Source organism: Dictyobacter halimunensis, assembly GCF_036245075.1.
In genome coordinates this window covers 743905-756753 of sequence record NZ_BSRI01000001.1, presented here as the reverse complement: position 1 = coordinate 756753, position 12849 = coordinate 743905, and the positions used below count along the sequence as shown (strand labels likewise).

8 protein-coding genes are annotated in these 12849 nt (G+C 52.1%); 4 read left to right on the top strand and 4 right to left on the bottom strand.

What is annotated here, in order from left to right; translation table 11 throughout:
• The first annotated feature begins 58 nt into the window (after window positions 1–58).
• Together AABA21_RS03195 and AABA21_RS03190 are read left to right on the top strand one after the other, a co-directional pair.
• Complete coding sequence (locus AABA21_RS03195; protein WP_338247524.1) at window positions 59–1480, top strand: outer membrane protein assembly factor BamB family protein; 1422 nt, start codon at window positions 59–61, stop codon at window positions 1478–1480.
• Window positions 1481–1584: 104 nt separating this feature from the next.
• Window positions 1585–1983 carry a cupin domain-containing protein gene (locus AABA21_RS03190; RefSeq protein WP_338247523.1) on the top strand — a complete coding sequence of 133 codons (399 nt, stop codon included), beginning with the start codon at window positions 1585–1587 and terminating at the stop codon, window positions 1981–1983.
• 76 nt (window positions 1984–2059) lie between these two features.
• Here AABA21_RS03190 and fes read toward each other — a convergent pair whose 3' ends face one another.
• From fes to AABA21_RS03175, 3 genes are all read right to left on the bottom strand, one after another.
• Window positions 2060–3313, bottom strand: coding sequence for an enterochelin esterase (gene fes / locus AABA21_RS03185; protein ID WP_338247522.1), 1254 nt, complete (start codon window positions 3311–3313; stop codon window positions 2060–2062).
• A 470-nt stretch (window positions 3314–3783) separates the two neighbouring features.
• Window positions 3784–4233 carry a hypothetical protein gene (locus AABA21_RS03180; RefSeq protein ID WP_338247521.1) on the bottom strand — a complete coding sequence of 150 codons (450 nt, stop codon included), beginning with the start codon at window positions 4231–4233 and terminating at the stop codon, window positions 3784–3786.
• A 207-nt stretch (window positions 4234–4440) separates the two neighbouring features.
• The gene (locus AABA21_RS03175; RefSeq protein ID WP_338247519.1) at window positions 4441–5517 is read right to left on the bottom strand and encodes a zinc-binding dehydrogenase; all 1077 of its coding nucleotides are present in this window, start codon (window positions 5515–5517) and stop codon (window positions 4441–4443) included.
• A gap of 119 nt (window positions 5518–5636) precedes the next feature.
• Between AABA21_RS03175 and AABA21_RS03170 the strand changes: the two genes are divergently transcribed.
• Window positions 5637–6482: a helix-turn-helix transcriptional regulator gene (locus tag AABA21_RS03170; protein ID WP_338247518.1), complete on the top strand. Its 846-nt coding sequence runs from the start codon at window positions 5637–5639 to the stop codon at window positions 6480–6482.
• A 530-nt stretch (window positions 6483–7012) separates the two neighbouring features.
• On the opposite strand, the gene AABA21_RS03165 is transcribed toward AABA21_RS03170, so the two are convergent.
• The gene (locus tag AABA21_RS03165) at window positions 7013–9100 is read right to left on the bottom strand and encodes a GxGYxYP domain-containing protein (RefSeq protein ID WP_338247517.1); all 2088 of its coding nucleotides are present in this window, start codon (window positions 9098–9100) and stop codon (window positions 7013–7015) included.
• Between the two features lie 520 nt (window positions 9101–9620).
• Here AABA21_RS03165 and AABA21_RS03160 point away from each other — a divergent pair.
• Window positions 9621–12782, top strand: a complete 3162-nt coding sequence (locus tag AABA21_RS03160; protein WP_338247516.1) for an alpha-mannosidase — start codon at window positions 9621–9623, stop codon at window positions 12780–12782.
• Window positions 12783–12849 lie beyond the last annotated feature (67 nt).

Genomic DNA, 12849 nt, shown 5'->3' with positions numbered 1-12849 from the left:
ATTGATGACAAAGGTTGATGACCTGCAATGATGTTTTGCAACGTTATGGAGAGACGGAATGGATGCTAGACCCGATGGAAATCAAGATGATTATACGTATAGCGAATTAGAGATTACCGATATTGATGCTGAAGAGACGGGCAAGGCAGGTAATCATCCTGCCAGGCCATCGAAGTTGGAGCCACTGTTTGCTGCTCTGGCGCGCCGTGCTCGTCTCTGGTTTACGCTGGCGATTATCGCGGCATGTGTGGTGATCGCTGTTCTCCTCTTCCCGGAAGCATCATTACTGATGACATCTGTGGCTCCAACGCCAACCGCGCCAGCCGGTCAACCCTTATATACTGCCATGACTGGCAGTGATAACGTGACATTTGTACTGGAACGGCCACCAACTGACGACCAGGTATCGAGCCTGACGCAGAAGAATACCAATGTCACTGCTTATGACACGCGGACCGGCACCCTGCTCTGGCGTACCTCCCAATCTCCAACCTCCAGTATGAGCTATGGAGTGACAGTTAATCTTTATGGCGAGGCGTTCAATATCTATGCCATACATGCTGATGGACAGATTTCTCTGCTTGCCCCTCGTTCTGGGAAGATTCTCTGGAGCTATAAGCTCCCCTCGCTTCCCACTAAATCTACAGCTGTTGAGCAGGATGGGATGCTTCTGCTTCCCGACGCCGATCAAACCATTTATGCGGTCAAAGATGGTCGCCTGTTCTGGCATAGTGCCGATATTGGCACGACATTAGCAATTAATGATGGCATTATCTATGCCTGTGATAGTAGGCAACGATACTATTATGCGATAGATGAGCTGAGTGGTACTCGTCTCTGGGCATACAACAATGAATCATCCTCCACACAACCATTTGCATCGAACCCCGTGTTGCCATTTGCAGTAGAACATAAGACGTTCTATCTACAAACAGACAATAACAAGGTGTTAGCAATTCAACCGCAGGGTCATGTTGTGTGGTCCCATCAATTTAATGATACCGTTGACCTGAATGCAGATGTCCATCATCTCTATGCATATACGCGGGGAGTTGATAGCCTGGAGGTCTTCGACCTGCAAACGGGGAAGAAAGAGCACACTCGGCTCCTTGAAACAGGCATCGCAAATTTCATCAATATTCAGGATAATGTGGTCTATATTCAGACCGAGGGAGATGAATTGCAATCTATCAATGTTGATACGGGCGTAATGTGGAAAAAGGCTCTTACCGCAAATCAGGCTGTCTGGACCATACAGGGTGGCCTGTACATCTCCTCTCTACATTCCTCTTCAGCTGAGATGGGCCTGATACAGGCGATTAACAAAAGAGACGGAACCGTACTCTGGTCGCAAGTTATACAGAGCCATCTGACTTCAATTAATGGAGGACTGCTAGATCTATTGTCTCAAGACAACCACACGATATCTGTGCTGCAGTTGAACAATGGCAAAATCCTCTGGAGCAAACATATAGAATAGCCGATGTCTTGGTGATAGTAGAAGTATGTTTTTCATGAGGCACTTCGCAAAAAAGAACCCGGGGCCTTCGTGAATTCATATAGTACTGTAATAAGGTACAAGGTATGGAGAGTGACATTCAGATCCAGATCAAGCGCCTGCCCATAGATATGGATGTACAGGCCCCTGATATGACGGAGATTCGCTTGCTCGCGAATACGGGCAGGGGAAGTATGGTCCATTGCACCCTTTTACCGAACCAGGTGTCACGTGCGGGCGTGCATCGAACGGTTGAAGAAATATGGTATGTTCTGCAGGGACAGGGTGAGGTATGGCTACAGCAAAACGGTGTGCAGTACGAAGAAAAGATTCAGCCTGCTCTCTCCTTTAGCATCCCGGTTGGCACGCACTTCCAGGTGCGCAACACCGGCTCAACGCCCCTGAACTGTGTTATCGTCACAATGCCACCCTGGCCGGGAGAGCAGGAATGGATTCCCGTAGCGGACCACTGGCCAGTGCTGTAATATGTGTTCTGGCGATTAACGATCCAAGCCCGTCTATGTGAAGCGAGAATTCTTCGCCTCGCATAGACGGTTCAGACTAACCTATTGCTTGCTTGCCTATCAATGCTAGCAGCCCATCTGCCAGGGAGCCGCGATGGGAAACATAATGGTGATAGCCATTGAACTCGGCATAGTGCACCTCATAACCTTTGAGCTTTAATACATCGCGCAGATGCCGATTGCAGCCGACCATGTAGATCCACCCCATATCCTCCTTCAGACCGACTTCCAGATAGAAGCGCAGGGGTAAGGGCGGACTGGCGATGAATTGCTGGATAATCCACTCCTGCTGAATATCCTCCTCGGGGTCTTTATCCCACCAGGACGAACCTGATTGAGCAAGCACGTTGCCAAAGGTGTCGGGAGCGCGTAACCCGGCGAAGGCGGCCGCCAAGCCACCAAAGCTACAGCCACCAACGATCGTCCGTGCGGGATCAGTAGTGACATGATAGTGCTCCTGAATCCACGGCATCAGTTCCTGTGTGAGGAAATCGACAAACGGCTGATGACAGGTCAACTCGCGATTGCGTGTCTCGCCATCCGGGTTATCAATCAAGACTGTGACCAGCGGTGGAATCTTCCCTTCTCTTACCAGATTATCCAGAATGGTCGGCGTTGGAATAAGATCGATGTACTCCCAGCCATCGAATAGGAGCAAGAGACGGTACGGCTCATTTCTCTCTGTATAGTCGGCAGGCGTATAGACCCAGATGCGTCGTTCATTGTTGAGGATCTGACTGCGCAGGCGATGGGCATGGAGCTTGCCCTTCGCACCGTCCATATGTGGCACGATCCAGGTCTGAACGGGGGCATCTGGCAGTTCAAGAATAGAGAAGACTACCTCCTGTGAATCAGGCTTCTCCTCATCTTTATGAGCCACAAAGCGCTTCGGATTGAGCGGATCAGGAATGAAACGGGTGCCGAAACCTCCGCTTTCCTGATCTGTCAGAGAATCATTGATGGAGAGGGTGTAGACCCCACGTAGATCTCTCTGGAGCCAGTACGTCTTGTACCAGAGATCTGTATCTGGCAAGTGGGTCATCTGGTGGTCCTGTGGATGTTCCAGGCCAGCCGGTCCGCCCCAGATTACAACATTTTGTGTCTCCTCTTTATCCCGCCAGAGAAACGTAACCAGGGCATGCCTGTCATCACCCTCAATGGTCTCTATAAGCGGGGTACCGCTCTCCATAATTTCTTGCCAGAATACCTCTAGTGCCATTGGATCGCCGGCTTCGAGCGCGCGTTGTAATGAATTGATGCGCGGACTGGTCTGGATTTGTGTCGCAACCATAAAGAACCTTCCTCTTTGAGATCTGCACGAGAAAAGTTCCACATCCACAGCCATAGAAGGGGCAAATTGGCATCGTTTCTTTCCATTGCTTCACTTTTTCTCGTGTTCAGATCATTCTATTTATAGATTCAACATGAGAACATAGATGAAATTCCGGAAGCATAGAGAAGAGCGCACACTTATTGCATAAGTACCATAATGCGAAGCAAACCGGACACGAGGTCAAAAACGGAGGGAATAGCGCTTAATTTGAAGCATTGCTGACCTGGATGGTGGTGTTGCTAACATTTTCCGTGTGTTGCCAGACAAAACAAACCATCTGTTGCCATAATTGGTTTCATGCAACAAGGTCGCTCTTCAGTCATATACATTTACCGGAAATTGTTAGCAATGGTCAGGCATATAGCTCCCCTTCTTGAAGAATCCTATTTTACCTATGCAATATACATAAAGCCGAATAAAAAGTCAAATTATATATTACGGGTTCCTTGTCTTTGGCTTCGTATCCAGAAATATAGCGCTGCTATAAGGCAAATCAGGGTAGCAATGACTGAAATTAATAGGATTATAGTTGATACAAATCCCTCAGAGAGCATATGGCTGTCTTCCATGCCTAGCGTAATCCCGTTAGGAATGAATGTAAAGCCAATCAGGCCAAGCCAGAACCGTGGTTGTGTATGGATGGTGGCGCGCGGTTCATGATGATGGCGTGCGATGACTACGACTAAAGAAGCTATGCCCCAGCAGAACCAGCCAATAGATTGGATTATGTAATTTAGCCAGACTGGGAAGGGTGATGGCCTATGCAATAATGCTGCCACCCCAGAAACAACCATGGGAGTAAATAGAAAAATAAACATGGCAGCATAGAGCCAGCGCGTCACACGTGTTCTATCGTTGGTATATAGTGAATTTTTCATAGGATCCTTCCTGCTATTAAATAGAAATGTTTTTTATTATCTTAATTTCTGTTCTAATTGTAGTGCTATATAAATATACGTAATTAAACCGAGAAAGAGAAGAACTTAAGCACTTAATCACCAGGATTGTGCACAATCCTGGTGATTAAGTGCTTAAGTTCTATTTATATGCTAATTTGTGACTTAACTTAGGATACTTTTTCCTTCTTACCTTTGAGTAGGGGTAAGCACCGTTAATTGGAAGGGACCACCATGGTCGCGTGCGTATTCCACGGCCTGGTTGACCTGTTCAAGGGGAAAGGTCTGTACTGCAAACGGCTCAAGGTTGATCTGTCCACTACCTATCAGTGCCGCCAGCAGCAAGGGGGCATGCCTGGGACACACATATTGTCCACGAACCACCAGGTTGTTGCGCATCATGTATTTATAAGGAAGTTCGACTGGCATATCGATTCCTCCCATCAGGACCGCTGTTCCTCCGGGACGTAAAGCCATGATACCGCTGCGCGTCAAAGTCGTGCTGCGCATGGGTCCTAAGATATCGAGCAGGCAGTCAATTGGGCCATCGGCCGCCTCTCGGAGGCGCTTGTTGAGGTCTTCCTCTTGTTCTGAGATCAGAACGGGGCGAACGCGTGGACCAAAGGTACGCACCAGTGTGTTGAGCATCTGTTCATTGCGTCCCGGTGCGATCACGCGGGCGGCTCCCATCGCCAGAGCGACGGCTATCCCCGCGCTACCAAAGTGGCCTGTTGCTCCATTCACCAGTATGGTCTGTCCAGGCTGTAAATCGGCAGCCAGCAGGCCACCATAGGGAACCAGCATTGTATTTATCCACACCAGCTTGGTAGGATTGAAAGAACGGAGTTGTTCAAGTGAATAGGCGTTCTCCATCGGTAGCAGCATGCGCTCGGCAAACGAGCCATGGCGGAAGTGTGATTGCAGCTTTTGAGCACCCTCAGTGGGGGCGATCCACCCTTGCAGCATGATGTCAGGTGAAAGGACATCATCGCGTGAGCGCACGGTTGGATCACAGAAAACGAGTTGACCGGGCGCCAGGCGTGTGGCATCGGGACCCGTTTTCTCTATCAGTCCGATGGCGCTAACCCCTGGAGCAAGTGGAAGTAACAGAGGGTAATCCCTTTCACCAGAAAATACCTCGTGGGTATAGGCCAGAATTGGAACCGCGAGCACTTGAACGACCACTTCACCAGCTCCTGGTGTTGGATCTGGAAGTTGTTCGATGGTCAGTGGTAGTTTTTTCTCTTTGAGTATAGCGGCTTTCATGTTTATGCTTCCTTTCCAATACTTTTCCATTTATGGTATTATCTTGCCATAAGCTCTGAAGCCATTCCAGAGCGTATTAATACTGGTATTGGCACTACCAGGGAAAGGAAGCTAGTAGCATGGTATCTGTTGAGCAGCGCTCCGAACTGGCCAGCTTCTTGCGTACTCGTAGGAGTCAACTGTCCCCCGCTGATGTAGGATTGCCACGCACAGCGCGCCGTAAAACGGCGGGACTACGACGCGAGGAAGTTGCTCAGCTGGCTGGCGTTGGCGTTACCTGGTATACCTGGCTGGAACAGGGACGCGACATCAACGTCTCTACCCAGGTACTCGATAGTCTGGCTCAGACCTTCAGGCTCATGCCTGCTGAAAAGACGCATCTCTATCTGCTGGCGGGCCAGGCATCTCCCGCTCATCCAGTCCCTCAGAATGAGCAGGTCAGTCCCTTTCTCCACCGCTTTCTGGAGCAGGTAGGAAGAAGCAACCCCGCGTACATCACCGGGCGCAGATGGGACGTACTGGCCTGGAATAGGGTGGCTTGCCAGGTGCTCACGGACTTTGATGCCATGCCGGAAGAAGAGCGCAACATTGTACGCCTCATCTTTACCAACGAGGAATATCGTCGTCGTTGCGTCGATTGGGAAGCTGTAGCACAGCGTGTACTGGCACAACTGCGTGTCAGCAGCAGCCTGTATCGCAATGACGCACAACTGAGCGCATTGATCGCAGATATGCGGCAGCGCAGTCCAGAATTCGCGCGCTGGTGGTCACGGCATGAAGTGCAGGAGAGACATGAGGGCCGCAAAGAATTTCTTCATCCTCAGGTAGGTTCTCTGATTTTCGACCACAACACCTTTCAGATCGAAGACTCACCAGGACTCAAAATGGTCGTTTATTTGCCTGCCAGCGCGGAAACGGCCAGAAAGCTCGAACAACTCGTCAGCTCCTCGGCCGTCATACATTGAAGGAGGTCTGGATATGGAAGTTCGTCGCCTTTCCCTCGCCTCTGCTCCAACGCTTGTGATGTTTCAAGACAGCCCAAAAGTTTTTACCTTCTGGATATTTCGAAAAATGAGTGATAGATCCGTATTGAGGAGAGGTTATGCATCCAGTGTCGAGAAGAGGAACGGAGAATTTGTTTCTTAAAGAGAATCATCAACCATGAATTAATCTTTAAACCGTTCTGTCCTTATTCTCCATCTGAAAGGGGATGCATCGGCTTCTCCATGTGTATCTGAAATTCATCTGTGCCATATGTATACCTCCTTTCTAGTTTTCAATAATAAAGCCAGTAATAATGGAGCAAATACCTTTTTGCTATTATTGTCTCATTATAATTTACCACCACTCGAAAAGCAAGTGTGAGGATGTGCTTTTCAATTTGATTGATTTTATATGTACTGCTATATATCGCGCCGGGTGAAGTAAACTTAAGGCCCCCTTCCAGCCGGATATCCGGCTGGAAGGGGGCCTTAAGTTTACTTGCCCATGTTCATTAATTCTGCGGGGGAAGCTTGTTGGCTTCACGGGCAAGCTGGAAGAATTGGTCGCCACGCACTATGGAATAGTTGGAATCGAGATGCTGGGAAATGTAGACGGCATCAGATGGGTTGCTGTTCCAGGCGATCAGCAGGACGCTGATGAACAGCGGCGATTTCCCATCCCAGTTGGCCGTTTCTTGCTTGATCGAGTTCACAATATCTGCCGCAGTACCGGTGTTCAACTCGGTTGATACCGGCAGGTTGCCATTGGCAATCGTCAGAGTGCTCTGATTGTAGTTGTTAAGGAACACGCCATTCAAATTCATCTGACTATAGGCCTGGGCTACCGAAGGCGACAAAGTAGAATTGGGATCGATGATATAGACGATGTTTGTTCCCATTCTACGCAGATACGCGTTCGAATGCTGCAGGTATGTATTCAGATTATCAGCTGGCCACTCTGAAGGATGGAAGTAGCCCGCCCCCGATGGGGCCGCGATCAGCATATCATTTTTGCTGGCGGTGGTCTGATAATAGTTCATAAAGAACGGAGCCGCATCGAGGAGCACGGGAGAGATAGACCAGTTTAGCGGCACCTTCCCTCTATCGGGATTGTCCCAGAGGGCGCGCATATAGTGCTCGTCATACTGCAGATTGTCGCCATCGCTGACGTTCAGCGTCACATATACCTTGTTTTGCAGCGGCGGAGCGATCGCAGGCTGGATCGGTTTCGATGGCGCTTCCATGCCGGACCAGACCGTCAAATTAGAGAACCAGTCGGCAGCCAGAACATACACGCCGTGTTGGGAAGTCATCCTTACTCCGGTGGGCTCATCATCAAACCACCCCAGGTAAGGCGTCTCAGGTTTTACCGCCGAGAGGATCTGATTGAACAGGGCTGCCTCGTCTGGCTTCTGTGTATTTAACCAGAACACGAACGCATGGTTGGCGACCGCATAATCCCTTAAGTAGCCGAATGCCACTTGTTCGTCGGAAGAGACCTGGGGCGCCACCTTCGATGCCGAGATCAGGTACTCATTCCACATATCGACGGAAACAGTCAGCTGTTTGGTGTTAGCGGGTGGCACGAAACGGTACACGAAGTAGGTAGAACCATCGGCAAAGCGATGAGGATCAGTGGGGTTGTTATCACAGGAGGAACCGCCGTGATCAAAGATATATTGCTCTTCTTGCTGGCTACAGCCGGTAAACTGGGCGATGACATTCCCATCGGCCTTCACCGTAACCTGGTGCACCGAAGGGCCCCAACCGTCCTGGGGATAAGCGTCCTGGAAGCGCAGATAGACCGCGTCGCCGCCCAGGTAGTTGGACAGGTCGATGTTATAGGTGCTGCGATTGGAAGAATCACGGACCGGTTGTTGCACCTGCATAATCGTCTGGAAATTCTTCCAGTTATCAGATGGAACCTGTACGCTTGTGGTTGGTCGCAGCCCGATCAGCATGCGATGTGTCGTCTGGGGCCAGAGGTTCTGGAACTCCCATGTATAGGCGGCCAGTGAATTGGCGAATTTACCACGCAGATCATCCAGTACAGGTAGCTTATATGGCGCGGCGGTCAACTTCTGGGCCAGGGCCGGACTTACTGCCAGGCCATCTTTCAGACCCGCTTCAGTGGTGGCGATGTTCGTCGTATCCATCAGGTTGGGGTCATAAATAATCACGCCTTTAGCTGCATGGAAGTATTGATTGACGACTGCCCAGGGATCTTTCATCTGATAGGGGATATGAGAATCATTCAACCACGTATAAGGTCCTTCGTCGTGGTTCTGCTCAATTAAATAAATATTCGGCTGCTCGCGATTGACAATGCCTTGCAGCGTCGACATCATCAGATGTATATCACCGGGAGCTTGTTGTAGATCCACTACATCCAGATGGTGCGGTTCGGAGAATTTGGGTAAGACCTGATTCTGCGGCCAGTACACCCCCTGGGAATCGCTATTGTTGTTCTGAGGGGTGGTGCTGCTTGCCGCGTGAGATGAAGAAATGCCATAGGACCCTGCGAATCCCATCAACACAGTAAACAAACATAGCGTGATGGAAAAACTGAAGAACAGCGGCCTGAGACTAGCTCTCAACATAAGGAATCCTTCCCTTACTTACAAGCGTAGATCATCCTACATATTTCTACAACAAAACTGAACCAACAGTCATAGATAGGTGACATGCCAGTGCCATAGCACAGCATCAGGACTACGGCGATGGCGTGGGAGGGAAGGGATACAGGAAGTACAGTAAGGAGCGCAAACGGGAGACTGGCCAGAGGACCATCTCTCCTTGATGCCCTTTGTACCTCTGCTATTCGCTGTGCCATTTCTTCAATCTCGCCTGAGAGATCAAAAGGTTCCCTCCAACAAGGCACAAGACGCAGCAGACAGAATATTCCATACCAGAATATTTTTGTCTATACAAATGCTAACATGGTATAGACAAATTTGTCAATTTATTTGCGCACCAAATTATTGCCCACCGTTTTAGTGTGCGTTGCTCTCTGGTTTCGATTGCTTTGTGGATGTAAGAAATTGTCGCGAATTCGAAGCATCGATGGCAAGATCGTGTGTTACAATGGGTGAAGTTTACCATAGCAGTAAGGAGTATGTTGTGCTTCACCAGATTCGTTGGACGATTCCGAAAATTGCGCAGCGCTTGAAGTTGATCGAGCCGCTGGTGTATCGTCGGCGACAGGCATTGCCGCCGTTCCGTTTTCAGCCCTTGACGAGCCCGCAGGAGACGCCTCCGGTCGGAGTCGAGGTTGATGACCGAGAGTGGAAGACCATTGAGCCCTATTCCTATTGGGGTGAGTGGCGCCAGAACTTTGTGTTGCGTTCGACCTTCCAGATTCCCTCAGATTGGGGACAGGACGCGCCGCTGGCGCTGTATTTGCCGATTGGCATCGCGGGCGACTTTATCCATCCTGAAGTTTTGGCCTATATCGATGGCGTTGCATATGCCGCCAGCGATCGCTATCACCATGAATTTCTGCTGCGGCCGCAGTGGCAGGATGGGCAGCAACACGCGCTGGCTTTGCATGGCTGGACCGGTATTGGTGGTGAGAAGGGCACACAACTGCTGATGAAGCCGGCCGAGGTGGTGCAGATCGATCAACCGACGCGCGACTTTATCGCCACGGCCCGCGTAGCCCTGGGAACGGTCCAGGTGCTGACCGAAGCAACTCCCGCTCGTGGCAAGCTGCTCGCAGCCCTTGATCGCGCCTTTACTATTCTGGATACACGCGAGCCCTTTGGCGACGCATTCTATGCCAGCGTATCGAAGGCGCATGCGGTCCTCAAAGAGGGTATCGCACAGGCGGGCGCGCCGCTGGATGTCGAGGTGGTGGGCACCGGTCACGCGCATATCGACGTGGCCTGGCTCTGGACGCTGGGACAGACCCGGCGCAAGGCGTCGCGCACCTTCCATACCGTGCAGCGTCTGATGGAGCAGTTCCCCGATTACCACTTCTCGCAGAGCCAGCCGCAGCTCTATGACTACATTCGCCAGGATCATCCCGAGCTATTTGAGTCCATCAAGCAACGTGTAGCCGAGGGACGCTGGGAGCCGACCGGTGGCATGTGGGTCGAGGCCGACTGTAACCTGAGTGGTCCTGAGTCGCTGGCGCGCCAGTTCTTACTGGGCCGTTCCTTCTTCAAAGAACACTTCGGTGAGCACGCCGATACGCCGGTGCTCTGGCTGCCCGACGTCTTTGGCTATGCCTGGGCCCTACCGCAGCTGATCAAGCAGGCCGGGCTGGAGTATTTCTTTACCATCAAGATCGGTTGGAGTCAATATAATCGCCTACCCTACGATAGCTTCTGGTGGCAGGGCATCGATGGCACGCGCGTACTGACCCACTTCAGTCCCACGCCTGAGAAGGGGAGCGCCTTCGCCAGCACCTATAACGCGATGGCGACGCCCGAGGATATCCTGGGCACCTGGACCAACTTCCGGCAGAAGGATCTGGGCCATGACGATGTCACCCCTCCGGTGTTGACCGCCTTTGGTTTTGGTGATGGTGGTGGTGGTCCCACCCGTGAGATGTTGGAGAATCTGCGCGAGCTGGCCGCGTTCCCTGCTATGCCACGCACGCGCCAGGGCCATGTTGATGCCTTCTTCCGTCAGCTGGAAGAGACCTCGGGTGAGCAGTTACCGACCTGGAATGGCGAGCTGTACCTGGAGTTCCACCGTGGCACCTACACCACGCAGAGCCGCAACAAGCGCTCGAACCGCAAGAGCGAGTTCCTGATGCACGATGCCGAGTTCCTGGCGGCGCAGGCTAGCCTGCTCAACAGCGGCTATAGCTATCCGGTGGATGCCATCGGGCGCGCCTGGCAACTGATCTGTCTCAACCAATTCCATGACATCATTCCGGGCAGTAGCATCCATGATGTCTATGTCGATTCGGCTGAGCAGTACAAAGAGATCAGCGAACTGGGCGCCAGCGTACGCGACCAGGCTTTCCAGGCCATCGCCGAGCAGATCGGTGGCGACGTCTTGCTGGCCAATCCTACCTCCTTTGAGCGCAACGACCTGGCCTACTGGCCGCAGACGCTGCCAGCGGGCAAGCACCTGCAGATCAGCCAGAGCGGCGAAACGGTCTCGACGCAGACCAGCGAGCAGGGCACCTGGATCGATGCCGGAGTAGTGGCGCAGTTCGGCATCACCAGCTTGCAACTGGTTAAGGGTGAGCAGAAGGTGCCCACCACCGAGCTGACCGCTAAGAAGGAGCTGCTGGAAAACAAGTATATCCGCATCGAGCTCAACAGCGATGGCGACATCACCCGCGTCTACGACAAGCTGCGTGAGCGCGAAGTGCTGCCGGAGGGCGCCATTGCCAACCAGTTTCAGGCCTTCGAGGATCGTCCGCTGAACTGGGACGCCTGGGATGTGGATATCTTCTATGATGACAAGCAGTGGCTGGCCGAGCCCGCCAGCTCGATCCGCGTCGTGGAAGAGGGACCCCTGCGTGCCACACTGGAAATTCAGCGTCGCATCCTGCACAGCGACTACACCCAGCGCATCTCGCTGAGCTACAACAGTCCGCGCCTGGATGTCGACACGCACATTGACTGGCGTGAGCGGCACATCCTGCTCAAGTCTGCCTTCCCGGTCGATATTCTGAGCCCCATGGCCACCTACGAGATCCAGTGGGGCAACGTCCAACGTCCCACTCATCGCAACACCAGCTGGGACTGGGCCAGATTCGAAACCTGCGCGCAAAAATTCGTGGACCTGAGCGAGGGTGATTACGGCGTCAGCCTGCTCAACGATTGTAAATACGGTCATGACATCAAAGAAAATGTCATCCGCATCAGTCTGTTGCGCAGCCCAACCATGCCTGATCCAGAGGCGGACCAGGGCGAGCACCGCTTTACCTATAGTCTGCTGCCGCACGCGGGCAACTGGAGCGAGGAGACCATCAGCGCAGCCTACGCGCTCAATGATCCCCTGATCGTCTACACGCCCGATCGTGCCGCCAGCTCGTCTGCCGATCGGCAACAGCTGCCCTCCTTGTTCAGCGTGGATAAGCCTAACGTCATCATCGAAACGGTCAAGCGGGCCGAGGATGGCAATGGTATCATCGTGCGCCTCTATGAGAGTCAGCGCCGCCGTGGTCGCGTCACGCTTACTACCGGCTTTGAGCTGGCCAATGTCTGGCACACCAATCTGCTGGAAGAGAACGGCGAGCAACTGCAGAGCCAGGGCAAGCAGGTTACCTTCTTGATCAAACCCTACGAGATCGTTACCCTGCGCCTGGTGCAGGCATAAGCCTGATCTGGTCCAGTATACTTCTACACCGAGACGACGCTTCCCACTCCGGGAAGCGTCGTTGTGT